Origin of the sequence: Pseudomonas anatoliensis, from assembly GCF_017976235.1 — a bacterium.
GTDB classification, from domain to species: domain Bacteria; phylum Pseudomonadota; class Gammaproteobacteria; order Pseudomonadales; family Pseudomonadaceae; genus Aquipseudomonas; species Aquipseudomonas anatoliensis.
Genome location: NZ_JACVHC010000002.1, coordinates 641,155 through 666,550 on the forward strand (window position 1 = coordinate 641,155; position 25,396 = coordinate 666,550).

Genomic DNA, 25,396 nt, shown 5'->3' on the forward strand with positions numbered 1-25,396 from the left:
ACAAATTTGGAATACGTTCGCTTCAGTTGAGTTCTCATTGCGCCGAAAACGTTCTCAAAATGAACAAGAAACACAGATATGGTCGGATGATCCGTGCATTTTTGCGCAAGTTAGGCATAATACGCGGCTTCGAATTTTGACCCTTCAGACCTTTTTCTTATGCACAAAGAACCTCGTAAGGTCCGTGAGTTTCGTCGCCGCGAGCAAGAAATTCTCGATACCGCGCTCAAGCTGTTCCTCGATCAAGGTGAAGACAGTGTCACCGTCGAGATGATTGCTGATGCCGTGGGTATCGGCAAAGGCACGATCTACAAACACTTCAAGTCCAAGGCCGAGATCTATCTGCGCCTGATGCTCGACTACGAGCGCGATTTGAACGAGCTGCTGCATTCGGCCGATGTCGACAAGGACAAGGAAGCACTGTCCCGTGCCTACTTCGAATTCCGCATGCGCGATCCGCAGCGCTACCGTCTGTTCGATCGTCTCGAAGAGAAGGTGGTCAAGGGCAACCAGGTGCCGGAAATGGTCGAGGAGCTGCACAAGATCCGTGCCTCGAACTTCGAACGCCTGACCCTGTTGATCAAAGGTCGCATCAGCGAAGGCAAGCTCGAAGACGTGCCGCCGTACTTCCACTACTGCGCATCCTGGGCGTTGGTGCACGGCGCGGTCGCGCTGTACCACTCACCGTTCTGGAGCAATGTGCTGGAAGATCAGGAAGGTTTCTTCCAGTTCCTGATGGACATCGGCGTGCGCATGGGCAACAAACGCAAGCGCGACCCGGAAACGCCGAGCAGCTGAGCCATTCAGCTGCCTTATTGCGCGATGATTTCGTTACATGGCGCAGTACCGCAGGAATATACTCAGGCATAGGGCTTGCTAAAACTTGATTTGTGAGTCAAGTTTTAGCCGCTCGATTTCCTTTCGCCGGAGTGATCATGATCGTTGACCGTCAAGGCAGGCGTTTTCGCAATTTGCGGATCAGCCTGACCTCAGCCTGCAATTACGCTTGTACCTACTGCGTGCCCAACGGCAAGCGGTTGGTGGCTGCGCAGGATGAGCTGTCGGCCGACGCCATGGCGCGCGGCGTGGCGTATCTGATCGAAGCTGCTGGCATCGAGCGTTTGCGCATTACCGGTGGCGAGCCGCTGGTCAGCCCCAAACTCGAATCGTTCATGACCGCCGTCGGCAAGATGGGGCTGGAAGACATCAGTCTGACCACCAACGGTCAACTCCTCGCCAAGAAACTCCCGCTGCTGGTGGATGCCGGCCTGCGCCGGATCAACGTTTCTCTCGATACCCTCGACGCCGACGCGTTCCGCAGCATTGCCCGCGGCGGCGATCTGGCCACCGTGCTCGACGGTATGGATAAGGCCGCAGCAGCGGGGATGAAGATCAAGGTCAACATGGTGCCGTTGCGCGGGCAGAATCTCGATCAGGTCATGCCGTTGCTCGACTACTGTCTGGAGCGCGGGTATGAACTGCGCTTTATCGAGCTGATGCGCATGGGCCATCTGGCCAAAGACTCCAATGCCTTCCTGCAACAGTTTGTCAGTCTTCAACAATTGCTGGAGCTGATCGGTGAGCGTTACGAGTACGCGCAAGCTGATGCCCCTGTCGACGCTACGGCGGTGCGTTACGCGATTGCCGGGGTGGGTAATTTTGGGGTGATTGCCAATGAAAGCGTGCCTTTCTGCCGAACCTGCTCACGCCTGCGTCTGTCGTCGACCGGTTGGCTGCATGGTTGCCTGTCGTCGAGCAACCGCCACTACGTCGGCGATTTGCTCGATAAACCGCGTCACCAGGCACTGCCTGCGCTACAGCGCTTGCTGGTCAAGGCCTTGGGCGACAAGCAGGAAGTGGCGTTTTCCGGCGGCGCAACCATCATGAAAATCATCGGCGGCTGACATATCCAATCGCTAGCCTGCTAGCGATGACAACCTATAAAGTCACGACTTCTTCGAGCTGGCGCAAAAGCTGCATCCAACGCCCATTCGCCGGTTTTCCGTCACCGGCCTCTGGAGGAATAGGATGCGTAGCCTGGTTTTGCTGCTGGCCATTTTGGCGCTTGGCGGCTGTATGACTGTCAGCGATATGGCCGAAGGCACTCGCTATCAGATGAGCGACGCGGGGCTGCTGGATCACAGCGACAGCCGCCGCGTGAACAACTTCCGCATTCAGCCGGACTCATTCATCTACATCGCCCAGGGCGCATTTGCGCCGCCGGGTGGTTCGTATCCGCGGCCGAACGTGGTCGCTGAGGAAGCGTTCAAAGGCTTTATCGAATACTTCCCGATGGTTCGCCGCGCCCGCGCGCCGGCAGGCCTCGATCAGGCAATGGGCGAAGCCCGTGACGCCGGTGCGCATTACCTGCTCTACACCCGATTCGCCAAGGCTGACGACCGCATCGGCAACTCTGATGAGTGGCTGGATGAGGAGGCTGTGGATCGCCTCGGTATTGACGGCGGCGTGATTCAGATCATGTTGATCGAGACCAGCACCCAGTATTTGATTGATACTGCACGGATCAAGAGTCGTGGCGGTTTACTGACGTTCCACGACAGCAAACCCGAAGACCTGATCGGCCCACCGCTGGCGCAATACGCGCGTAGCCTGTTGGGGATCGGCAACCAGTAATTTCAAGGAGTACGCCATGAGTGGCCCGCAAAAAGCCAATGACCTGTTGGGACAAATCCCCAAAACCAAAGGCCTGCCGCCGGTGCACTTGTGGAACCCGGACTTCTGCGGCGACATCGACATGCGCATCGCCCGGGACGGCACCTGGTATTACCTGGGCACGCCGATCGGGCGCAAGCCGATGGTCAAGCTGTTCTCCACGATCATCCGCCGCGACGGCGATGATTATTTTTTGATTACGCCGGTCGAGAAGGTCGGGATCAAGGTCGACGACGCGCCGTTCGTGGCGATTGCCGTGGAGGTTGAAGGCGAGGGTGAGGCGCAGGTGCTGCGCTTTACCACCAATGTCGACGAAACTGCCGAAGCCGGGCCAGAGCATCCGATTCGAGTTGAGATCGATCCGGTCACTCAAGAGCCTGCACCGTACGTGCATATGCGCACCAACCTTGAAGCGTTGATTCATCGCAACGTGTTCTACCAGATGGTTGAACTGGCTGTCAGTCGCGAAATCGACGGCCAGCGCTGGCTTGGTGTGTGGAGTGGCGGCGAGTTCTTCCGTATCGGCCTCGAACCTTAAAAGATCGCAGCCTTCGGCAACTCCTACATGGAAATGCGTTCCCTGTAGGAGCTGCCGAAGGCTGCGATCTTTTTTTGTCGTTGACACCCAATCATATGATCATTAGCTTGGTCACCCATTGTGATCCGCTTTGAGGTGTTCATGTCCAGCAGCTTTCATGCATCAACGGTTGACTGGCTGGGCAGCTGGATTGCCGCTGGCCAGGTAAAACCGGGGCAGACCATCAAGGTCGAGGCGGATCTGGGCGAGCAGCTCGGCGTCAGCCGCACCGTCATCCGCGAAGCGATCAAAACCCTCGTTGCCAAAGGCATGCTTGAAGTCGGGCCGAAGGTCGGCACCCGCGTGTTGCCGGTGCGCCGCTGGAACCTGTTCGATCCGCAGGTCGTCGGTTGGCTGTCACGCAATGGTCTGCCGGAAAACTTCGTCGATGACTTGCTCGACCTGCGCCGCACCATTGAACCGATGGCCGTGCGCTGGGCCTGCGAACGGGCGACGCTGGAGCAGATCGACGCCGTGCAACTGGCCTACAACGCCCTCGAGCGCGCGGTAGACAGCGGCGGCGATTACAACCGTGCCGATCAGGCCTTCCACGAATGCATCCTTGCCGCCAGCCATAATCAGTTCATCGAACAAATGGTCCCGGCGCTGGGCGCGTTGCTGGCAGTCTCGTTCGAAGTATCAGCGGCCGATCCGGATGAACTGCGCCGCACCTTGCCGATTCACAAAGACATGGCCGACGCCATCGCCGCTCGCGATTCTGCGCGAGGTGTGTGGGCCTGCATGACCCTGATCGACAACGCAGACCTGGCGATCAAACGGTTTTACCCGAAAGTCATGGCCGACAAAAAGGCCGGCTGAAAACACATGTCCCATTGTAGGAGTGAGCCTGCTCGCGATAGCGGTAGATCAGTGACTTTAATTTCAACTGACACGGTCCCATCGCGAGCAGGCTCACTCCTACAGATAAAAACAATAACGAAGGAGTCGATATGACCTGGACCGCACTGACCCAACACCGCGCCCAACTCGGTGAAGGCCCGTTCTGGGACGCGCCGACCCAGGCGCTGTACTGGGTCGATATCGCCGGCCAACAAGCCCTGCGCCTGATCGACCAAAACGTGCAGATCTGGCAAATGCCCGAGCACGTTTCCGCGTTCATCCCCTGCGCCAGCGGCGATGCGCTGGTCACCCTGAGCAGTGGCGTCTATCGCCTTGACCTCGACTCCCCGGGACTTGAACCGCGCCTGACGCTGTTCTGCGTCGCCGACCCGCAACCCGGCAATCGACCCAACGAAGCCCGCTGCGACGGGCAAGGCCGACTGTGGCTCAGCACCATGCAAAACAACATCGGCGAGCAGGGCGAAGATCTGCCGATCGTCCGGCGTTCCGGGGCCCTGTTCCGTATCGATCCCGACAAACGCGTCACGCCGTTGCTGCGCAACCTGGGGATTCCCAACACGCTGCTGTGGAGCGACGACGGCACCCGGGTGTTGTTCGGCGACAGCATGGACGCCACGTTGTACAGCTACTTCATCCACACCGACGGCAACCTCGACACCGCCAACATCTGGTACGGCCCCGACCAACATGGCGGTCCTGACGGTTCGGCGATGGATGCCGAAGGCTATGTGTGGAACGCCCGTTGGGACGGCAGCTGTCTTTTGCGACTGTCGCCGGATGGCAAGGTCGACCGCAAAATCGATCTGCCGATCAGTCGCCCGACCAGTTGCGTGTTCGGCGGCGAGGACCTGAAAACCCTGTACATCACCAGCGCCATGAGTCCTCACAACCATCCGCTGGACGGCGCGGTACTGTCGATGCGGGTTGATGTTGCAGGAAAGCTCTGTACGCGTTTCGCTGGTTAAATCCCAAAATATGGGATGCAAAATTATATATTGAGATTATTTGGCGGTCGGGTTTATAGTCGGCTCCAGCAGTAACACGCACTCACACTTAAAAAGAACAAAACAGGTGAAGTGATGCAGCGAATTTCCATCGCACTCCCACGCGGAGTCCGTGCCACGCAACGGTTCAATGCCGTCAGTGGCGCCTGCCTGTTCAGTTCTAAACGCTCTCCAGACCGGACATCGTCAGATGCCCGGTTTTTTTGCGCTTGCGAACAGGAGTCCTGAGCCATGGCTGAACCTCTTTCCCTGCCGCCGGTGCCAGCACCGCCGAAGGGCGAGCGCCTGAAAAACAAGGTTGTGCTGCTCACCGGTGCCGCTCAGGGCATCGGTGAAGCCATCGTCGCTGCTTTCGCTTCGCAGCAAGCCAAGCTGCTGATCAGTGATATCCAGGCCGAAAAAGTCGAGAAGGTTGCCGCCCATTGGCGCGAGCAAGGCTTTGACGTTCAGGCGATCAAGGCTGATGTGTCGCGCCAGGATGATCTGCACGCCATGGCCAAACGCGCCGTTGAACTGCACGGGCGCATCGACGTGCTGGTCAACTGCGCCGGGGTCAATGTGTTCCGCGATCCGCTGGAGATGACCGAAGAGGACTGGCGTCGTTGCTTCGCCATCGACCTCGACGGCGCGTGGTACGGCTGCAAAGCGGTCCTGCCGCAAATGATCGAGCAGGGCATCGGCAGCATCATCAACATTGCCTCGACCCATTCTTCGCACATTATTCCCGGCTGTTTCCCGTACCCGGTAGCCAAGCACGGGTTGCTGGGACTGACCCGCGCACTCGGTATCGAATACGCAGCGAAGGGCATTCGCGTCAACGCCATCGCACCGGGCTACATCGAAACGCAACTGAACGTCGATTACTGGAATGGTTTCGCCGACCCGCATGCCGAGCGTCAACGTGCCCTCGACCTGCACCCGCCCAAACGCATTGGTCAGCCGCTTGAAGTGGCGATGACGGCGGTGTTCCTGGCCAGCGATGAAGCGCCATTCATCAATGCTTCGTGCATCACCATCGATGGTGGCCGCTCGGTGATGTACCACGACTGATCGATCGGATTCCACGCGAAGAAATCCGCCTGAAATCCAATCATCATACGATATGACTATTTTCAACAGGCTTTGCAGGAACGTGCTTTACCGCTTTTCAAACATTGCTCAAAAAAAATAACAAGGAGTCAGCTTATGAAACGTCGTTTCGGGATTCGTACCCTGTGCAGTGCCGCGCTCGCGGTCACCGCGTTCAGCCTGAGCAGTTCGCTGCTCGCCGCCGATGCGGTGAAGATCGGTTTCCTGGTCAAGCAGGCCGAGGAGCCGTGGTTCCAGACCGAGTGGGCTTTCGCCGAGAAAGCCGCCAAGGACAGGGGTTTTGAACTGATCAAGATCGCCGTCCCGGATGGCGAAAAAACCCTGTCGGCCATCGACAGCCTCGCCGCCAACGGTGCCAAGGGCTTTGTGATCTGCCCGCCGGACGTGTCGCTCGGCCCGGCGATCATGGCCAAAGCCAAACTCAATGACCTCAAGGTGATTGCCGTCGACGACCGTTTTGTCGACGCCAACGGCAAGTTCATGGAGGACGTGCCGTACCTCGGCATGGCCGCGTTTGAAGTCGGTCAGAAGCAGGGCGCCGCGATGGTCGCCGAAGCGAAAAAACGCAACTGGGACTGGAAAGACACCTACGCGGTCGTCAACACCTACAACGAACTCGACACTGGCAAGAAGCGCACAGACGGCTCGGTCAAATCCCTCGAAGACGCCGGCATGCCGAAGGATCACATCCTCTTCGCCGCACTGAAAACCCTCGATGTGCCAGGCAGCATGGATGCCACCAACTCGGCGTTGGTGAAACTGCCGAGCGCGGCGAAGAACCTGATCATTGGCGGCATGAACGACAACACCGTGCTCGGCGGCGTCCGCGCCACAGAAGCCGCCGGGTTCGCCGCGGCCAACGTGATCGGCATCGGCATCAACGGCACCGACGCCATCGGCGAACTGAAAAAGCCTAACAGCGGCTTCTTCGGTTCGATGCTGCCGAGCCCGCACATCGAAGGCTACAAGACCGCCGAGATGATGTACGAGTGGGTCACCACCGGCAAAGAGCCGCCGAAATACACCGCCATGGACGACGTCACCCTGATCACCCGCGAGAACTTCAAGCAAGAGCTGGAAAAAATCGGCTTGTGGAACTGACGTAGCGACGGCCCGGGCAACCGGGCCGTTTGAACGGTGTGAAGAGGTGGCTTAAATGCACGCGCAAGTACAAACACAAGAACAACGCAACGGCGGCAGCCTGCGCTTCAACGGGATCGGCAAAACCTTTCCCGGCGTGAAAGCGCTGGACGGCATCAGCTTCGTCGCCCATCCCGGCCAGGTTCACGCCTTGATGGGCGAGAACGGCGCCGGCAAGTCGACCCTGCTGAAAATCCTCGGCGGCGCTTACATTCCGAGCAGCGGCGAGTTGCAGATCGGCGAGCAGACGATGGCGTTCAAGTCGACCGCCGACAGCATCGGCAGCGGCGTGGCGGTGATTCACCAAGAGCTGCATCTGGTGCCGGAAATGACCGTCGCCGAAAACCTGTTCCTCGGTCATCTGCCGGCCAGTTTCGGTTTGATCAATCGCGGCACGCTGCGTCAGCAAGCACTGGATTGCCTCAAAGGCCTGGCCGATGAAATCGATCCGCAGACCAAAGTCGGGCGTTTGTCGCTGGGCCAACGGCAACTGGTGGAAATCGCCAAAGCCCTGTCGCGTGGCGCCCATGTGATCGCCTTCGACGAACCGACCAGCAGCCTTTCGGCGCGCGAGATCGACCGTTTGATGGCGATCATTGGGCGCCTGCGCGACGAAGGCAAAGTCGTGCTTTACGTGTCCCATCGCATGGAAGAAGTGTTCCGGATCTGCGACGCGGTGACGGTGTTCAAGGACGGTCGCTACGTGCGCACCTTCGAGGACATGAGCCAGTTGACCCACGATCAACTGGTGACCTGCATGGTCGGCCGCGACATTCAGGACATCTACGATTACCGCAATCGCCCACGCGGCGCAGTGGCGCTGAAAGTCAACGGCCTGCTCGGTCCGGGCCTGCGTGAGCCGATCAGTTTCGAGGCGCACAAAGGCGAGATTCTTGGTTTGTTCGGATTGGTCGGGGCAGGGCGCACCGAGTTGTTTCGCTTGCTCAGTGGTCTGGAACGCAAAACCGCCGGACGCCTTGAACTGCGCGGCCATGAACTGAAATTGCGCTCACCGCGCGATGCCATTGCCGCCGGGATTTTGCTGTGCCCCGAGGATCGCAAGAAGGAAGGGATTATTCCGCTGGCCAGCGTCGCCGAGAACATCAACATCAGTGCGCGCGGCGCGCATTCGGGGCTTGGCTGCCTGATTCGCGGTCTGTGGGAGAAGGGCAACGCCGACAAACAGATCAAGGCACTGAAAGTCAAAACGCCCCACGCCGGCCAGCAGATCAAGTTTCTTTCCGGCGGCAATCAGCAGAAGGCCATTCTCGGTCGCTGGCTGTCGATGCCGATGAAAGTCCTGCTGCTCGACGAACCGACCCGTGGCATCGACATCGGCGCCAAAGCCGAGATCTACCAGATCATCCACAACCTCGCCGCTGACGGTATTTCGGTGATTGTGGTGTCGAGCGACCTGATGGAAGTGATGGGTATTTCCGACCGCATCCTGGTGCTGTGCGAAGGCGCCCTGCGCGGCGAAGTCAGCCGCGACCAGGCCAATGAATCCAACCTGCTGCAACTGGCTTTGCCGCGCCACCGTGCTGACGGCGTGGCGAACTGAGAGGTGACTATGATGACAACCCAAAACGAAACCCTGCCGAAAGAGCGCAAACCTTTGGACATGCGCCGCTTCCTCGATGACTGGGTCATGCTGCTGGCGGCCGTGGGCATTTTTGTTGCCTGCACCTTGCTGATCGACAACTTCCTTTCGCCGCTGAACATGCGCGGGTTGGGCCTGGCGATTTCCACCACCGGCATCGCCGCCTGCACCATGTTGTATTGCCTGGCGTCGGGGCACTTCGACTTGTCGGTGGGCTCGGTGATTGCCTGCGCCGGGGTGGTGGCGGCGGTGGTGATGCGCGACACCGACAGCGTATTCCTTGGCGTCGGTGCGGCGCTGGTGATGGGCCTGATTGTCGGCCTGATCAACGGGATTGTGATCGCCAAGTTGCGCGTCAATGCGTTGATCACGACGCTGGCGACTATGCAGATCGTCCGTGGTCTGGCGTACATTTTTGCCAACGGCAAAGCGGTGGGCGTGTCGCAGGAATCGTTCTTCGTGTTCGGCAACGGCCAGTTGTTCGGCGTGCCGGTACCGATCCTGATCACCATCGTCTGCTTCCTGTTTTTCGGCTGGCTGCTGAATTACACCACCTACGGGCGCAACACCATGGCCATCGGCGGCAACCAGGAAGCGGCGTTGTTGGCCGGGGTCAACGTTGATCGCACCAAGATCATCATCTTCGCCGTGCACGGTGTGATCGGTGCGCTGGCCGGGGTGATTCTGGCATCGCGCATGACTTCCGGGCAGCCGATGATTGGTCAGGGTTTCGAGCTGACAGTGATTTCCGCGTGCGTGCTGGGCGGGGTGTCGCTGAGCGGCGGGATCGGCATGATTCGGCATGTGATTGCCGGGGTGTTGATTCTGGCGATCATCGAAAATGCGATGAACCTGAAGAACATCGATACGTTTTATCAGTATGTGATTCGGGGATCGATTTTGTTGTTGGCTGTGGTTATCGATCGTTTGAAACAACGGTAAACCGTATTCCGCTCTATGTAGGAGTGAGCCTGCTCGCGATTGCGTTCTTTGAGACACATTGTTCTTGAATGTGTCGACGTCATCGCGAGCAGGCTCACTCCTACAGGGGAGCGCATCAACTGCCCGCCTTCCGTCATCTTCCTTAAATATTTCTTGCCCGCCACCGACCGTTTCGGTTATCACTTTGTACATGATTAGACAGGTACGATTCGACAAGAAACAACGGGTGGTCGACGAGCTCGTTCGGCGCATCGAAAGTGGCCTCATGGAGGACGGCTTTCTGTTGCCCGGCGAGCATCAGTTGGCTCAAGAATTCAACGTCAGCCGTGGCACGTTGCGCGAAGCGCTGGCTGAACTGAAGCGGCGTAAATACATCGCCACGCAAAGCGGGGTCGGTTCCATCGTCACCTTTGACGGTGTGGTTCTCGACCAGCGCAGCGGCTGGGCTCAGGCACTGGCAGACACTGGCGCGTTGATCAACACCGAAGTATTGCGCCTCGAAGCCGTGACCCGGACCGATCTTTCGGCTGTGTTCGGCTCCGATCAATTCATTCTGCTCGAGCGCCGTCGCCGCTCCAACGACGGCACGCTGGTGTCCCTCGAGCGCTCGCTGATGCCGGCCAACGGAGGCCTGGAAAGCCTGCCGCGCGTCGGCCTGATCGATAATTCCCTGACCATCACCCTGGCCGCCTACGGTTACATCGGCGAGCGCGGCGATCAGTGGCTCGGCGCCGAACCCTTGAATGCCGAAGATGCCGAATTGCTCGGCCGTCCGCCAGGCACGGTATTCCTCAAAGCCCTGCGCACCACCTACGACCGGCAGAACCGTTTCATGGAACAGGTCGAAAGCCTGCTCGACCCGGTGCATTTCCGCCTGCACCTGCAATTTGGAGATTCGAAATGACCCCGCTCAACCGTGCCTTGGGTGCGTTTTATGGCCTGGCCCTCGGTGATGCGCTGGGCATGCCGACCCAATCGCTGAACCGCGAAACGATCAAGACGCGCTTCGGCCGGATTACCGATCTGCAAGACGCAGGCCCCTTGCAACCGATCGCCGCAAACATGCCCAAAGGCTCGATCACCGACGACACCGAACAGGCGATTCTGGTTGGCGAGCTGCTGGTCGAAGGCAAGGGCCATATCGAGCCGGCCATCCTCGCGCAACGGCTGATCGAGTGGGAAGCGCAGATGCAAGCCAAGGGCTCGCAGGACCTGCTGGGCCCGTCGACCAAACGCGCCATCGAGATGATCCTCGCCGGTCATTCGCCGGAGGAGTCCGGGCGCTACGGCACCACCAACGGCGCGGCCATGCGCATTACCCCGGTGGGGATCGCGGCAGACGTCAGCGATCCTCAGCGGTTTATTGCTGCAGTGGTGCAGGCCTGTCAGGTCACCCACAACACCACGTTGGGGATTTCCAGCGCGGCGGCGGTGGCGGCGGTGGTCTCGGCCGGGATCAATGGTATGGATCTGGGCGAGGCGCTGAACCTCGGCCAACAAATCGCGCAACAAGCCGAAGTACACGGTCACTGGGTGGCCGGTGGGCGCATCGCTTCGCGCATCAGTTGGGCGCGCAGCATCAGCGTCGACAGCGACAAAGCGCTGCTGGCCGATCTGCTCTACGACGTGATCGGCACCTCGGTGGCATCGCAGGAATCAGTGGTGGTCTCGTTCGCCCTGGCGCAGCAGGTGGCCATCGGTGAAATGAGCGCGTTCGATGCGTTGTGCATGGCGGCGAGTCTCGGTGGCGACACCGACACCATCGCCGCGATTCTCGGCGCCATGCTTGGGGCCTGCCTGGGTCTTGAGTGTTGGCCGACCGAGATGATCGAGACGGTGACAGCCGTCAATCATCTGCAGCTTGAGCCCCTGGTGAATGGACTTCTCACCCTGCGCTGAGGTACCTGTGTAGGAGCTGCCGCAGGCTGCGATCTTTTGATCTTCAGCAGTTTTCAGGCAGCCAGAAAATAAAGATCAAAAGATCGCAGCCTGCGGCAGCTCCTACAGGAGAGGGTGCAGGTTGATAAATTGCCCACAACCACAAAAAAGGCAAACAGGAGCATTTTCATGAGTTCATCGAACGCCGGGCAAAACGCCGGGCAACTGGAAACCCGTGGCATCGAGCCGGTACCGGAAGCCGAGTGCAACGGTCATCCGCTGCAACTGTTCTGGGTCTGGTTCGCCGCCAACATTTCCATTCTCGGCCTGCCGCTGGGTGCCACGCTGGTCGCGTTTCGCGGCCTGGCGATCTGGCAGGCAATCATCGTCGCGATCATCGGTGCCGCCGGTTCGTTTGCGGTGGTCGGGATCATCTCGATTGCCGGCCGCCGTGGCCGCGCGCCGAGCCTGACTTTGTCGCGGGCGATCTTCGGCGTGCGCGGCAATATCGGCCCGACACTGGTCTCGCTGATGTCGCGTCTGGGCTGGGAAACCGTCAACACCACCACCGCTGCATTCGTGCTGCTGTCGCTGTGTTCGATCCTGTTCGGCTCACCGGTTGAAGCGAAAAGCGCACCCGTGCTGACGCTGCTCTTCATCGCGATTTTCGTGCTGCTGACCTTGGCGGTCTCCGGCCTCGGCCATGCGACCTTGCTGGTGATCCAGAAGTGGGCGACGTATGTCTTCGGCGCGCTGAACATTCTGGTCGGCGGCTTTCTCTGCGCCACCATCGACTGGAGCGCGGTGTTCAACGCCACACCGGCGCCGGTCAGCGCAATGATCATCGGCATCGGCACCATGGCGGCCGGCACCGGTATCGGCTGGGCCAACGCGGGCGCGGACATGTCGCGCTATCAGCATCGCAGCGTCAAAGCCGTGCGTCTGGTCGCTTCCGCAGCGTTCGGTGCCGGTATTCCATTGGTGCTGCTGATCACCCTCGGCGGCCTGCTGTCGGTGGGTAACAACGATCTCGCCTCGGCGACTGACCCGATCGTGGCGATCCGCGACATGCTGCCGACCTGGATGGCCGTGCCGTACCTGATCACGGCGTTCGGTGGTCTGCTGCTGTCGAACAACCTGTCGGTGTACTCCGCCGGTTTGACCACGTTGACGCTCGGCCTCAAGGTCAAGCGCGTCTACGCCGTGGTGGTCGACATCGTTGCGATCTTCGCCGGTTCGATCTACTTCATGCTGATCGCCGACAGTTTCTACGGCCCGTTCATCACCTTCATTTCCCTGCTGGCAGTGCCGATCACCGCGTGGGTCGGGATCTTCGTGATCGACTTGATTCATCGTCACTACTACAGCCCGCAAGACCTGCTCGACGTCAGCCCAAGCAGCGCCTATTGGTATCGCGGCGGTATCGAGTGGCGCGCATTCGGGGCGTGGGCGATTGCCATCGTGCTCGGTTTCAGCTTCACCACCATCGGCACCACCGCTGAGAATGTCTGGTTCAAAGGTTTCCTGTCCGACTCGTGGCTGGGCCACAACGGCCTCGGCTGGATCGTGACGTTCGTGGTCGCCGGTGGCATTTATTTCCTCCTCGGCGGGGCAAAAGATCGCCGCGCCGCGCCAGTCGAGAATGCTCATGCCTAAGATGTTGCACACCGGCCAGGTCATCATCGACCTGGTCATGGCCGTGGATAAATTGCCGCATATTGGCGGCGACGTACTGGCACAGTCCGCCGGTTTCGAGGCCGGTGGCGGTTTCAACGTGATGGCGGCGGCGGTGCGTAATGGCCTGCCGGTGGTTTACCTCGGTCGCCATGGCACCGGGCGTTTCGGCGACCAGGCGCGGCAGGCGATGCATGCCGAGGGGATTCACATCGGTATCAGCCAGCCTGCGCAGCGCGACACGGGTTTGTGTGTGGCGCTGACCGATGCGTCGGCCGAGCGCAGTTTCATTTCCTACATCGGCGCCGAAGGCGAGGTCACCGTCGATGATTTGAACAGCGTGGCTTTTGAGGCCGGGGACTATGTTTATCTCAGCGGTTACAGCCTGCTGCACGAGGGTAAGGCGCAGGCTTTGCTTGCCTGGACGTTGGCATTGCCCGCCACGATCCACGTGGTGTTCGATCCGGGCCCGTTGGTGGAATCGCCGGATTCACCGCTGATGGAGGCGCTGCTGCCGCGCATTGATGTGTGGACCAGCAACAGCGTCGAGGCGCTGCGTTTTACCGGGGCTGAGAACATCGATGTTGCGCTGGATTGTCTGGCTGAGCATCTGCCGCAAGACGTGTTGATGGTGGTGCGCGATGGGCCGCAGGGCTGCTGGATTCATCAAGGTGACGAGCGTCGGCATGTGCCCGGGTTTGCCGTTAAAGCGGTGGACAGCAATGGTGCCGGTGATGCGCATGCGGGGGTGTTTGTTGCGGGGTTGGCGCAGGGTTTGACTGCATTTGAAGCGGCGCGGCGGGCGAATGCTGCGGCGGCTTTGGCGGTGACTCGGTGGGGGCCGGCGACAGCGCCGGGGACTGCTGAGGTGGATGCGCTGATCCGCGAGACTTGCGGCGACTGATTTACCGCCATCGCTGGCAAGCCAGCTCCCACAGAGATCGGAGGTGTGCACACATGTTGCGTCCACCAGAAGAACTGTGGGAGCTGGCTTGCCAGCGACGAGGCCATCAGCCCCAACATAAATTTCAAGCGGCCGCTCACCGCATCGGCAGCGAGCGGTCGCGGTACTACTGCATATCCAGTTTGCGCGCCGCTTCAACTCCAGCAGCGCTGAGCTTGATCGGCAAATTCAGCGAGTGTTCACCGGCCTCGTTGCAGGTGATATGGCCATGGTGTATCAAGCCGCGTTCCTGCAGTGAGGCGAGGGCGCTGGCCACGACCTTTTCGCCCCGGTAATTGTCCAGCACCTCTTTGCCCAGTCCACTCGGGTGGGCGTGCAGCAGGCGGGTGAGGACTTCTTTTTCCAGGTTTTTATCGACGTTCATGGTTACCTCTTCATGGGTGTGAATAGGACGCTCGCGTCGGCGAACTACTGGCCGGATCCTTCGGAACCGGAGCCACCGGTGGTGGTTTTCGAACCGACGCCCGGGCCCGCGTTGTCTGGCGTGGCGGGAGCGTCGGGGGTGTTCATGCCACCCTGGCGACCGGGATCACTGCCCTGCGTGCGCGGGTCAGTACCGGTGGCAGGTGGCTGGTTGATCAGGGGGACGCCAGAACCATCGGTGTTAATGCCGGGGGCACTGTTGATGACGGGCGCGCGGGGCGGTGTCGGATCGGTAGGGCCGGTGCCCGCAGCGGTGGCGGCGAAAACCGCGGGGCAGAGTAGGGCGCTGAATACGAAAGCGGTCAACCTTGACGGGATCATAGGGCTTCTCCAGTGATTGGAATCCATACCCTTTGTTGGTCTGCCCTCGTCGTCGATTGGTGCCTGATGAGCGACGAACGGTCTAGATCGCTGGCGCGGTTCTGACTTTGAGTCGTCGCCAGAGCAAACGGCCGATGGTGATCAGCCAGTTGACCAGCGCCACCGCCATTACGGTGTATAGCAGCGCCGCCATACCGTGTTCGACGATGATCTTTCCGGCCAGCAGCGGAAAGCCGAACACGCCGATAAAGTACGCCAGGCTGAACAGCAACAAGGCCTGCGAAGTGGTACCGACGGGCGCTTCGTTGGCCGCCAATCCGTTGATCACCGAATAGGTCAGGCCGTATCCGACACCGAGCATGACTGCCGCCAGCAGATAGCTGAAAGCGCTGTGCACGCCGAAGGCGAACAGCACAATCGAGCCGAGCATCAAACCCGACAACAGACACGACGCCCGCAAGGGATCACGCTTGACCACGAACCCGGCGATCAACAGGCGACTGCTGATCGCCGCGCTCATGAAACCGAGAAAGAACAGCGAATAATCCAGCGAGTGGGCGGCGGCATAACTGGTCTGGAAACTCGACAAACCGCCGAATACGCAGCCACCGAGACCGACCATGATGATTGGAAACACTGCGCGGGAACCGAGCACCTGAGTCGTCGCTGGCCAAGTGATGCTTGCGGCTGTTGTGGCTTGGGTGCTTTTCAGTTGCGAGCCGAGACGCCAGAACAACAACACACCGATGAGGCTCGCCGCCGCCGCCAGATAAAACGCCGAGGTCACCGGCAATTCCAGCGCACTGGCCGTACGCCCGAGCAATGGACCGCTGCCGATTCCGGTCATCATGCTGCCGGACAGCAAGGCAAAGTATTTAGCTCGCTGCGCCGGGGTCACCAGACTCGCCACAATGATCGGCCCCAACGTGTAAAACACACCCCAGCCCAGGCCGAGCAGCAAGCCGAAAAACAGCAAGAGATGACCAAACCCCGGCGTCATCGCAAAGCCCAGGCTCGCCGCAACAAGCAGCAGACCAAACAAGGCAATCGAACGCGCCGCCCCCAGCAGATCCGACAGATGCCCGGACACCAGCACCGCGACAAACGTACTGAGCATCGCCGCAGAAATCACGCTGCCCGCATCGTGTTCATTGCCACCGCGAGAACCGATCAACAGCGCCAGCAAAAACGTCGAGCCGTAGGACAGCGACAGCAGATAACTGGCGAGGCAGAACAAGCCGAACAGCTTGCCCGACACTTGGGGTGTTGCTTGAGACATGACGCGGTTCCTTGACCCGAGAAGGTGAACAGCAACTGTTTACCACGCCATGGTCAGGGATTAGGTGCGAGGTTGGCGAAGTCAGGATCGCGGCAGGCCGGAGTAATGCCTCAGACGATGCCAATCTCTTCTTTGAACTGTTCCATGAAACCCTTCAGGCGCCGATGGCGAATCTGCGCCAGACGCTGGCCGGCGACGGTCTGGAAACCGTCGGCGAGGTGCAGCAGTTTGGTCTGGAAGTGATCAAGGCAAAAACGTGTGTCGTTGTAGTCGCGCTCCCTCGCTTCGGGATCTTGCGGGTCGTAGAGCGCCGAGCCCATGCGCCCGGCAACATAGAACGTGCGAGCAACGCCGAGCATGCCCAGCGAGTCGAGACGATCGGCGTCCTGGACGAGTTTCGCTTCGAGGGTGAGCGGGGCGATGTTGGCGGAAAAACTATGGGCTTCGATGGCGTGGGCGACGGCCTCGATTTTAGCGTCGGCCCAGTTCAACTCCGTCAGCACCGCCAACGCTTTTTCCGCTGCCAGACGTGAAGCTTGCGAGCGCAGTGGCGAGTTCTTTTCGACGGCTACGCAATCGTGAAGCAGCACGGCGGCCAGCAGCACTTCCAGATCGCCGCCTTCTTCGGTTTGCAAAGTACGCACGTTGTGCCAGACACGTTGCAGGTGTGCGATGTCGTGCGCGCCGTCATCCGAGGGTTCGAGGGCGTGGGGCAGCAGTTCTGCCGCAAGAGAAGACAGCGGTGTGAAGGCTTGGAGGTTCATGTGAATCCCTTCAGATTTACGTGCATATCGTGTCGTTCAAGCTTTTGTGGCGAGGGGATTTATCCCCGTTGGGGCGCGAAGCGGCCCTGAAAAAAGGGCCCGCTGCGCAGGCCATCGGGAGTAAACCTCCTCACCACAATGGCCGATGGAGCCAGGGAAGCAGTGTATTGCCATGTGACGAGCACCGTGCACCGATTTACTATGGCGTTTTCCTCCCCCGACAAGGCCCGTCCATGACGATCGAGATCCGCCCGGCGACTCCCAGCGATGCACCACAAATCCTCGCCTTCATCACTGAACTCGCGGATTTCGAAAAGGCTCGCCACGAAGTCATCGCCAGCGTTGCCGACATCGAGCGCAGCCTGTTCGGCGAAGGCGCGACCGCCCATGGTCTGATCTGCCTGCGCGACGGCTTGCCCATCGGTTTCGCGGTGTTCTTCTTCAGTTATTCGACCTGGCTCGGCAGCAACTGCCTGTACCTTGAAGACCTCTACATCACCCCCGAACAACGCGGCGGCGGCGCGGGCAAAACCCTGCTGCGGCAACTGGCGAAAATCGCCTGCGCCAATGACTGTGGACGCTTCGAATGGAGCGTACTCGACTGGAACACCCCGGCCATCGAATTCTACAAATCCCTCGGCGCACAACCGCAGGAAGAATGGGTGCGCTATCGCATGGACGGCAAAGTGTTGCGCGAGTTCGCCGAGGGCCAGTGAACGATGATGGCCATTTAGTGTTTATTCGATTGTCGCCAAGGCTCTAGTCCGGCATTCTACGCGCGCATTTTTGCGCGCTCACGGACGACACCTGCAATGCCTCAGGCAAAAATTCTCCACGCCCGTGGAGCCTTCGCTGCGTCAGCGAGGACCGTGACCCACTCGACGATGCCTGGCAACAACTGCAAACCACTCCATACCCGAACAGTCGTGAGTATCGTCACGCACTGTTCGACCCCGTCGACAATCGCTGGCGCTTCGCCGCGACCGACGTCGACATCTACCAGCCACACCCGGAACCTCTGAAGCAAGGAGCTTTGAATTGAGTGGAAAACCCGCCGCCCGCGTCACCGACCCAACCGCCTGCCCACTGCCTGGCCATGGCACTAACCCGATTGTTTCCGGCTCGCCGAACGTCTTCTTCGACGGCCTCGCCGCCGCGCGCATGACTGATAAATCTGCGTGTGGCAGTCCGATCACCGGCGCTGTCTCCGGCACCGTTTTCATCAATGGCCTGAACGCCGCAACGCTCGACAGCACCGGAGGTCACGGCAATGTCGTGATCGGTGGTTCGGGGACGGTGATTATCGGCCAGAGCGGCGGAGGGGCGGCGTTTAGTGGGTTGCTGCCGATGCCGGTGCATTTTACGGACAAGATGCAGTTGGTCGATGAATTCTCAGGAGAACCTGTCGCTAATCATCCTTACACCATCAAACGTGGGAATGGCAGTGAAGAGCACGGTATAACGGACGCAGCAGGTTTCACACATGCTGTGAGCTCGCATCTTGCGGAAACTATCGAACTATTCGCGGAGTGATTGGAATTGGGAACGGATACCTCTACTGCGGATGGCGACAAGAAGAATCTTGGTTCACACACGCTAACCTGCCCAACAGACGAAGCAGTTAAACAGTTTAAATACATGCGGCGTGCTGCTGCGTTCTTCATCGGAGGAGCAGGTGATAAGGAAAGTTACTACGGTTTTGGGCCGAAGAATAACGTGGCTCGTGCACAAAAGTCCTTTGATAACTCAGTCATTCAAGCCAGTTATGCCCCTGGCGTGAAGTCTTACCATCTTGGGTACAATCAAGTTATTGGTGAGGAAAATATTAAAACGAATGTGCTTCAAGAGCTTTGTAAAAGTGACGCTGTTTACATTGTTGGGCACAGTCTAGGAGGGTGGAACGGCGCCCACCTGTCGAACCATTTGAGTGGTTTGGGTTACTCCGTTAAGATGCTGATTACCCTCGATCCAGTTGGAAAGGGGGCACTGGTTGGCGGTATTTCTAATATCTATTCCGATACGCCGCAGCCTCGGGCGGGATTGTGGATAAATATTCTGGCTCAATCTTCAGATTCTAATATGTCTGACTGGATCGCTGGGATCGGCGAACAATGGCGCCTTGAAAGTGGGCCGAACGTGAACAGTATCATGGACGTTAATCATGAAGCTGCAGGCGTCATGTATACCACGGCATTGGCGGATGGGAAATCAGCTTTGAGTTATATGATAAATTCGGTAAATCAACATTTCAGGGGCGAAATGTGATGATATTCAGAATAGTCTTTTTGCTGCTTGTGATGGCGTCTGCAGGATGTACATTCAAACAAGCTAAGCCTCCTGCGAATCTTCAGTTCTCTAAGATTGAGCGTGTTGCGAATACAGGTCTGTATGAACTGCATTTTACTTCGGATGTCGATGTTTTGGGGCCGTATAAATCGTTGATTGGAGTGGGTCTGCTTTGTGCGTTAGAAGATGATCCTGACTTTAGTGAAGGTCATCAGATGAAGAAGTTTATGAGCGGTTCGGTTACTGATGATAAGTCTGGAACTCATCTTGATTTTGTGTCGCACGTCGTTTTCAGTGAATCGGTAGCCAATGGGAACAGTCAAAGAAATTTGTCTCCCGAAGAAATAAAAAATTTGTTGGTGAATAGAAAGTTTGTGGTTTGTAAGTTTTTTGCCAGTGCGACAATGATCGATACTTATTTTTCCAATGCTATGTATGTACCAGTGGAAGAGATACTCAAGGCAGTGGATAAGCACTGAGCCACTAAACAAAAAAATAAAGGTCTGGAGTTCGCTTGGTCACGGGCAGGGCGTCATTGATAGATGCCATGCGCGTGTAAGCAAGGAATTGTCAGTTGCGTGCATTATTCGCTGGGTTTTAGTTGCTGTGTTATTTCTTTTTGGAGTGGTAATGGCTAGGTTGCTATTGGTGGTTTTATTTGCCTTATGTTCCTCATGTATGCAGTTGAATGTGCCTTCACCAAGGATAGAATTCACTTCTATCGAATACGATTCGGGGCATTACAATCTGCGCTTTAGATCTGATAGAGATCTGGTCAATTTGTACGATGCGCATGGGATAAGCGCTCAAGTCGGTACGTGGCTAATATGTTCGCTTGATGGTGATAACGATTTTTCAATTCTGCATCACATTCGTTACACTGCAAATGGTGTTGTTGATGAAGTTCGTACTGTTGAAGGTGATCGCCGTTATGAGTTTAACGTTAACCTTAGATTCAAGGAGGACGTAAGTCACGGCTCTAGCTCCTTGTCCATTAGAAAGGAAGTGTTGCTTTCAATGCTGAAGGCACAAGATTACATACCTTGTCGGACTACCACTACCGCTACCTTCTATAAAGCCTATTATTCAAAGATTATGTATATTCCAACCTCTCGAATTATGAAAGAGGTGCAGCATCAAATTACAGCGCCGGAATATGTGATTTTGCCGCCTGGACTACGCCCATTGTCATGGCTGACTTTTGAACAGATATGCATTACAGATAAGCGTTACCACGGCGGAGACATTATTGTTCATGGTGGAGTGTGCAGCAGTATGCCCTACAGCAGCATATTGAGTTCTTTTGCACCCCGGAATGGAAAATTCCGCATTTTCGATACCCGCACCCAGCAGCCCAAGGCGGACGTCAGGTACATGATCAAACGCCCGGATGGTCGCGAAGAGGAAGGCCTGAGTGACGCTCGGGGCGATACTCATGTGTTTGGCTCGAATTACCCTGAAAATTTTAAGCTGTTTTTGTTTGAGGATGGCTTGGGGGCGTCGGCGATACAATGATTCCCATAATGTGGGATGCTAAATTACATATTGAGATTTTCATGCTGAGAGGTCTATAGTCCGTCGCACTCACTGCCAAAAACAAATCAGGTGAAGCGATGCTGGCGCAATTGATCGCGCTCGATTGGGGGACGACCTCATTACGTGCTTACAAACTCGCGGCGGGCGGTGTGGTGCTGGAACAGCGCTCGCTGTCGTCCGGGATCATGCAACTGCCGAAGACCCCGAAAGTCATCAACGGTCGCGAATGTGCTGACGGTTTTGAACTGGCTTTCGATGAGGCCTGTGGCGACTGGCTCGAGGCGCAACCGGATCTGCCGGTGATCGCCTGCGGCATGGTCGGCAGCGCGCAAGGCTGGCGCGAAGCTGCCTACTGCGACACGCCGGCGAACGTCGCCAATCTCGGAAATTCCCTACAAACAGTTCTCAGTCTTCGCGGTACGCGGGTGCATATCGTGCCAGGCGTGATTCAGCGTTCGCGTCTGCCGAACGTGATGCGCGGCGAAGAGACCCAAGTGCTGGGCGTTCTGCAGAATCTACCTGTCGAGGCGGGCGGTGATCTGTTGATCGGCCTGCCGGGCAGCCACTCGAAATGGGTGGAGGTGGTCGATGGCTGCATCACCCATTTCGACACCTTCATGACCGGCGAAGTGTTCGCCGTGCTCAGCGAACACAGCATTCTCGGCCGCACCCAACAGCAAGGTGCCGCTTTCGATGGTCAGGCATTTGACCGCGGCGTGCAGGTTGCGCTGTCGGCGGACGGTGAACTCGGTGTGCTCTCTACATTGTTCAGTGCCCGTACCTTGGGCCTGACCGGCGAACTCAGCCCGACGGCGCAAGCGGATTACTTGTCCGGCCTGATGATTGGTCATGAGTTGGCGGCACTTGCCACCGCTCAGCGCCGTCGCCGTGACAATCCGAATCTTCCCTCGATCATCCTCATTGGCAATGCGCAATTGTGCACACGTTATAGCCGTGCCCTTGACGCCTGTGGCTTCGCCAACGTGACGCTGGCCGAGCAGGCCACCGAGCGTGGCTTGTGGCAACTGGCACTGGCTGCCGGACTGATCGATTCCTCATCCCGTTAACCCCGACTGGAGGCCTGACATGCTCAAGCAAGCATTGGCGCAAAACGGTCTGATCGCGATTCTGCGTGGCCTGCATCCGCAGGAAGCTGCCGCTGTGGGAGAAGTCCTGTATGCGGCCGGATTTCGCGTCATCGAAGTACCGCTCAATTCCCCTTCGCCGTACGAAAGTATCGCCATCCTGCGTAAGGCCTTGCCCGCCGATTGCCTGATCGGTGCCGGTACGGTGTTGACCCCGGAACAGGTCGAATTGGTGAAGGAGGCCGGCGGCCAGGTCATCGTCATGCCGCACAGCGATGCCAAGGTATTGCGCGCAGCGAAAGCGGCGGGGCTGTACCTGTCGCCGGGCGTTGCCACGCCGACCGAAGCCTTCGCGGCGCTGGAGGAGGGCGCGGACATTCTCAAGTTGTTCCCGGCCGAGCAGATGGGCCCGGCGGTCGTCAAAGCCTGGCTGGCGGTATTGCCGGCCGGGACGATTCTGGCGCCGGTCGGTGGCATCACCCCGGACAACATGCAGGTGTTCATCGACGCTGGCGTCAAGGGTTTCGGTCTCGGCTCGGGGCTATTCAAATCGGGGATGAGCGTTGAGCAAGTAGCGGCGAATGCCAAGGCCTATGTGGCTGCCTGGAAAGCCCTTCGCTAAGACTTTTTGGCGCTGCGAGCGCTACATCTATAAGAGAGACAACAAGATGAAAATCACCAAACTCACAACCTTCATCGTTCCGCCGCGCTGGTGCTTCCTCAAGATCGAAACCGACGAGGGCGTGACCGGTTGGGGCGAGCCTGTGGTTGAAGGTCGCGCGCACACGGTGGCGGCGGCTGTTGAGGAATTGTCCGACTACCTGATCGGCAAAGACCCACGCAACATCGAGGACATCTGGACGGTGTTGTATCGCGGCGGCTTCTACCGTGGCGGCGCGATCCACATGAGTGCGCTGGCCGGTATCGATCAGGCGCTGTGGGACATCAAGGGTAAGGCGCTTGGTGTGTCGGTCAGCGATCTGCTCGGTGGTCAGGTGCGCGACAAGATCCGCGTGTATTCGTGGATCGGCGGCGACCGGCCAGCCGACACCGCGCGTGCGGCGAAAGAGGCCGTGAGCCGTGGTTTTACCGCAGTAAAAATGAACGGCACGGAAGAGCTGCAGTTTCTCGACTCCTTTGAAAAAGTCGACCTCGCCCTGGCCAACGTCGCCGCCGTGCGTGATGCGGTCGGGCCGAATGTCGGCATCGGCGTCGATTTCCATGGTCGCGTGCACAAACCGATGGCCAAGGTGCTGATGAAGGAACTCGACCCCTACAAACTGATGTTTATCGAAGAGCCGGTGCTCAGCGAGAACTACGAAGCGTTGAAAGAACTGGCTCCGCTGACCAGCACGCCGATTGCCCTCGGCGAGCGGTTGTTCTCGCGTTGGGACTTTAAACGCGTGTTGAGCGAAGGCTACGTCGACATCATCCAGCCGGATGCCTCCCACGCCGGCGGTATTACCGAAACCCGCAAGATCGCCAACATGGCCGAAGCCTATGACGTGGCGCTGGCGTTGCATTGCCCGCTGGGACCGATTGCTCTGGCGGCGTGTCTGCAACTGGATGCGGTTTGCTACAACGCGTTTATTCAGGAGCAGAGCCTGGGCATTCATTACAACGAGAGCAATGACTTGCTCGACTACGTGAAGGATCCGCGGGTGTTCGATTACGACAAAGGCTTCGTGAAGATTCCGAACGGCCCGGGGTTGGGTATCGAGATCAACGAGGAATATGTGATCGAACGCGCGGCCGTCGGCCACCGCTGGCGCAACCCGATCTGGCGCCATGCCGATGGCAGTTTTGCCGAGTGGTGAGTCCCGCCTGACTCAACACAATTCAGATGTAGGAGTGAGCCTGCTCGCGATGACGTCGTAGCTGTCACATCAATGCCGGATGTGCAATCGAATCGCGAGCAGGCTCACTCCTACAGGGATTAGTGCAAGGCCTCAGGCCGACCTCAATAAACATAAAAAGAGGCTCTCTTCATGCAACCGCAAACCCTCACCGGGCAGGCGTCTTTAGTCACGCCCAGCCGAAAGCGTTTTTTCATCATGGTGTTGCTGTTTATCACCGTGGTCATCAACTACCTCGACCGCAGCAACCTGTCGATTGCCGCGCCGGCCCTGACCAGCGAGCTGGGCATCGACCCGATTCACGTTGGCCTGATCTTCTCCGCATTCGGCTGGACCTACGCTGCCATGCAAATCCCCGGCGGCTGGCTGGTGGATCGCGTGCCGCCACGGATTCTTTATAGCGTCGCACTGCTGTTGTGGTCGATCGCCACCGTGATGCTCGGTTTCGCCGCCAGTTTCATTGCGCTGTTCGTCCTGCGCATGGCAGTTGGCGCGTTGGAAGCCCCTGCCTATCCAATCAACAGTCGCGTGGTGACGACATGGTTTCCCGAGCGTGAACGCGCCACGGCGATTGGTTTTTATACTTCCGGGCAATTTGTCGGGCTGGCCTTCCTCACGCCGGTTCTCGCGTGGCTGCAACACGAATTCGGCTGGCACATGGTGTTCGTCGCGACAGGTGCGGTGGGCATTATCTGGGCGGCGATCTGGTACGCGGTGTATCGCGAGCCACGGGATTTCAAAGGGGCCAACGATGCAGAAATCGAGCTGATCCGCGAGGGCGGCGGGCTGGTGGATATCCAGGCCGATAGCGCCAAGGTCAAAGCCAAATTCAGCTGGACCGATCTCGGCATCGTTCTCACCAAACGCAAGTTGTGGGGCATCTACCTCGGCCAGTTCTGCCTGAACTCGACGTTGTGGTTTTTCCTGACGTGGTTCCCGACCTACCTGGTGAAATATCGCGGCATGGACTTCATCAAGTCTGGCTTGCTGGCCTCGTTGCCGTTTCTCGCCGCGTTCGTAGGCGTGTTGTGCTCGGGGTTTTTTTCCGACTTCTTGATTCGTCGCGGTTACACCATCGGGTTTGCGCGCAAGTTGCCGATCATTGGCGGGCTGCTGATTTCCACTTCGATCATCGGCGCCAACTTCGTCGAGTCGACGCCGCTGGTGATTGCCTTTCTGGCGCTGGCGTTTTTTGGCAATGGCCTGGCATCGATCACCTGGTCGCTGGTGTCGACACTGGCGCCGGCACGCCTGCTCGGCTTGACCGGTGGGGTGTTCAACTTCATCGGCAACCTGTCGGCGATTGCCACGCCAATCGTGATCGGGTTCCTCGCCAGCGGTGATTCGTTCGCCCCGGCGATCACCTATATCGCGGTTCTGGCGTTGATCGGTGCTTTGTCCTACGTGCTGCTGGTGGGCAAGGTTGAACGTATCGAGTTGTAGT

General features: G+C 58.4%; 28 protein-coding genes. 23 read left to right on the forward strand and 5 right to left on the reverse strand.

The features are described from left to right. Positions 1-159 precede the first annotated feature (159 nt). The 14 genes from ICA16_RS08275 to ICA16_RS08340 all read left to right on the forward strand — a co-directional run bounded on the left by ICA16_RS08275 (position 160) and on the right by ICA16_RS08340 (position 14,342). On the forward strand, positions 160-798 hold the full coding sequence (locus ICA16_RS08275) for a TetR/AcrR family transcriptional regulator (protein ID WP_007908276.1): 639 nt from the start codon (positions 160-162) through the stop codon (positions 796-798). Between the two features lie 137 nt (positions 799-935). After that, on the forward strand, positions 936-1,904 hold the full coding sequence (locus ICA16_RS08280; protein ID WP_150616010.1) for a GTP 3',8-cyclase MoaA: 969 nt from the start codon (positions 936-938) through the stop codon (positions 1,902-1,904). A 124-nt stretch (positions 1,905-2,028) separates the two neighbouring features. After that, positions 2,029-2,634: a DUF4823 domain-containing protein gene (locus ICA16_RS08285; protein ID WP_150593043.1), complete on the forward strand. Its 606-nt coding sequence runs from the start codon at positions 2,029-2,031 to the stop codon at positions 2,632-2,634. 16 nt (positions 2,635-2,650) lie between these two features. Then, positions 2,651-3,211, forward strand: coding sequence for a DUF1285 domain-containing protein (locus tag ICA16_RS08290; RefSeq protein WP_210700377.1), 561 nt, complete (start codon positions 2,651-2,653; stop codon positions 3,209-3,211). Between the two features lie 141 nt (positions 3,212-3,352). Next, positions 3,353-4,069 (forward strand): FadR/GntR family transcriptional regulator, encoded by a 717-nt coding sequence (locus ICA16_RS08295; RefSeq protein WP_150616008.1) that lies wholly within the window; start codon positions 3,353-3,355, stop codon positions 4,067-4,069. A gap of 131 nt (positions 4,070-4,200) precedes the next feature. After that, a complete protein-coding gene (locus ICA16_RS08300) occupies positions 4,201-5,076 on the forward strand; it encodes an SMP-30/gluconolactonase/LRE family protein (RefSeq protein ID WP_150605239.1) in 876 nt (291 codons plus the stop codon). Between the two features lie 270 nt (positions 5,077-5,346). Continuing rightward, positions 5,347-6,165, forward strand: coding sequence for an SDR family oxidoreductase (locus tag ICA16_RS08305; RefSeq protein WP_150616007.1), 819 nt, complete (start codon positions 5,347-5,349; stop codon positions 6,163-6,165). 135 nt (positions 6,166-6,300) lie between these two features. After that, positions 6,301-7,305: a substrate-binding domain-containing protein gene (locus ICA16_RS08310; RefSeq protein ID WP_150605241.1), complete on the forward strand. Its 1,005-nt coding sequence runs from the start codon at positions 6,301-6,303 to the stop codon at positions 7,303-7,305. A gap of 55 nt (positions 7,306-7,360) precedes the next feature. Then, positions 7,361-8,905, forward strand: coding sequence for an L-arabinose ABC transporter ATP-binding protein AraG (gene araG / locus ICA16_RS08315; RefSeq protein WP_210554022.1), 1,545 nt, complete (start codon positions 7,361-7,363; stop codon positions 8,903-8,905). A gap of 12 nt (positions 8,906-8,917) precedes the next feature. Next, positions 8,918-9,886, forward strand: coding sequence for an L-arabinose ABC transporter permease AraH (gene araH / locus ICA16_RS08320; RefSeq protein WP_042562174.1), 969 nt, complete (start codon positions 8,918-8,920; stop codon positions 9,884-9,886). Positions 9,887-10,076: 190 nt separating this feature from the next. Continuing rightward, a complete protein-coding gene (locus ICA16_RS08325) occupies positions 10,077-10,790 on the forward strand; it encodes a GntR family transcriptional regulator (RefSeq protein WP_150593050.1) in 714 nt (237 codons plus the stop codon). Next, on the forward strand, positions 10,787-11,785 hold the full coding sequence (locus ICA16_RS08330; RefSeq protein WP_210700378.1) for an ADP-ribosylglycohydrolase family protein: 999 nt from the start codon (positions 10,787-10,789) through the stop codon (positions 11,783-11,785). Before ICA16_RS08325 ends, ICA16_RS08330 begins: the two co-directional genes overlap by 4 nt. Before the next feature lie 168 nt (positions 11,786-11,953). Further along, positions 11,954-13,420, forward strand: coding sequence for a purine-cytosine permease family protein (locus tag ICA16_RS08335; protein WP_150616004.1), 1,467 nt, complete (start codon positions 11,954-11,956; stop codon positions 13,418-13,420). Further along, entirely contained in the window at positions 13,413-14,342 is a 930-nt protein-coding gene (locus ICA16_RS08340; protein WP_210700379.1) for a PfkB family carbohydrate kinase, read from the forward strand. Before ICA16_RS08335 ends, ICA16_RS08340 begins: the two co-directional genes overlap by 8 nt. Before the next feature lie 166 nt (positions 14,343-14,508). Here ICA16_RS08340 and ICA16_RS08345 read toward each other — a convergent pair whose 3' ends face one another. The 4 genes from ICA16_RS08345 to ICA16_RS08360 all read right to left on the reverse strand — a co-directional run bounded on the left by ICA16_RS08345 (position 14,509) and on the right by ICA16_RS08360 (position 17,189). Further along, positions 14,509-14,766, reverse strand: a complete 258-nt coding sequence (locus ICA16_RS08345) for a hypothetical protein (protein ID WP_150605247.1) — start codon at positions 14,764-14,766, stop codon at positions 14,509-14,511. A gap of 44 nt (positions 14,767-14,810) precedes the next feature. After that, positions 14,811-15,146 carry a hypothetical protein gene (locus tag ICA16_RS08350; RefSeq protein ID WP_150605248.1) on the reverse strand — a complete coding sequence of 112 codons (336 nt, stop codon included), beginning with the start codon at positions 15,144-15,146 and terminating at the stop codon, positions 14,811-14,813. An 82-nt stretch (positions 15,147-15,228) separates the two neighbouring features. Continuing rightward, a complete protein-coding gene (locus tag ICA16_RS08355) occupies positions 15,229-16,425 on the reverse strand; it encodes an MFS transporter (protein ID WP_210700380.1) in 1,197 nt (398 codons plus the stop codon). Positions 16,426-16,535: 110 nt separating this feature from the next. Beyond that, entirely contained in the window at positions 16,536-17,189 is a 654-nt protein-coding gene (locus ICA16_RS08360) for an HD domain-containing protein (RefSeq protein WP_210554017.1), read from the reverse strand. 233 nt (positions 17,190-17,422) lie between these two features. Between ICA16_RS08360 and ICA16_RS08365 the strand changes: the two genes are divergently transcribed. Beyond that, positions 17,423-17,905 (forward strand): GNAT family N-acetyltransferase, encoded by a 483-nt coding sequence (locus tag ICA16_RS08365; protein WP_042562173.1) that lies wholly within the window; start codon positions 17,423-17,425, stop codon positions 17,903-17,905. A gap of 101 nt (positions 17,906-18,006) precedes the next feature. On the opposite strand, the gene ICA16_RS08370 is transcribed toward ICA16_RS08365, so the two are convergent. Beyond that, the gene (locus ICA16_RS08370; protein WP_210554016.1) at positions 18,007-18,198 is read right to left on the reverse strand and encodes a hypothetical protein; all 192 of its coding nucleotides are present in this window, start codon (positions 18,196-18,198) and stop codon (positions 18,007-18,009) included. 29 nt (positions 18,199-18,227) lie between these two features. Here ICA16_RS08370 and ICA16_RS08375 point away from each other — a divergent pair, with 29 nt between their 5' ends. The 8 genes from ICA16_RS08375 to ICA16_RS08410 all read left to right on the forward strand — a co-directional run bounded on the left by ICA16_RS08375 (position 18,228) and on the right by ICA16_RS08410 (position 25,395). Then, on the forward strand, positions 18,228-18,722 hold the full coding sequence (locus ICA16_RS08375) for a PAAR domain-containing protein (RefSeq protein ID WP_042560408.1): 495 nt from the start codon (positions 18,228-18,230) through the stop codon (positions 18,720-18,722). Positions 18,723-18,728: 6 nt separating this feature from the next. Continuing rightward, positions 18,729-19,454: an alpha/beta hydrolase gene (locus ICA16_RS08380; RefSeq protein WP_228734152.1), complete on the forward strand. Its 726-nt coding sequence runs from the start codon at positions 18,729-18,731 to the stop codon at positions 19,452-19,454. Next, positions 19,454-19,954, forward strand: coding sequence for a hypothetical protein (locus ICA16_RS08385; RefSeq protein WP_210700382.1), 501 nt, complete (start codon positions 19,454-19,456; stop codon positions 19,952-19,954). The genes ICA16_RS08380 and ICA16_RS08385 overlap by 1 nt, the downstream gene beginning before the upstream one ends. 151 nt (positions 19,955-20,105) lie before the next feature. Then, on the forward strand, positions 20,106-20,990 hold the full coding sequence (locus tag ICA16_RS08390; protein ID WP_210700383.1) for a hypothetical protein: 885 nt from the start codon (positions 20,106-20,108) through the stop codon (positions 20,988-20,990). 98 nt (positions 20,991-21,088) lie between these two features. Then, on the forward strand, positions 21,089-22,078 hold the full coding sequence (locus ICA16_RS08395; RefSeq protein ID WP_210700384.1) for a 2-dehydro-3-deoxygalactonokinase: 990 nt from the start codon (positions 21,089-21,091) through the stop codon (positions 22,076-22,078). Positions 22,079-22,097: 19 nt separating this feature from the next. Next, entirely contained in the window at positions 22,098-22,718 is a 621-nt protein-coding gene (locus ICA16_RS08400; protein WP_210554011.1) for a 2-dehydro-3-deoxy-6-phosphogalactonate aldolase, read from the forward strand. Positions 22,719-22,764: 46 nt separating this feature from the next. Then, positions 22,765-23,913: a galactonate dehydratase gene (gene dgoD, locus ICA16_RS08405; protein WP_030131992.1), complete on the forward strand. Its 1,149-nt coding sequence runs from the start codon at positions 22,765-22,767 to the stop codon at positions 23,911-23,913. Positions 23,914-24,084: 171 nt separating this feature from the next. Beyond that, positions 24,085-25,395, forward strand: a complete 1,311-nt coding sequence (locus ICA16_RS08410; protein WP_150593066.1) for an MFS transporter — start codon at positions 24,085-24,087, stop codon at positions 25,393-25,395. Position 25,396: the final 1 nt, after the last annotated feature.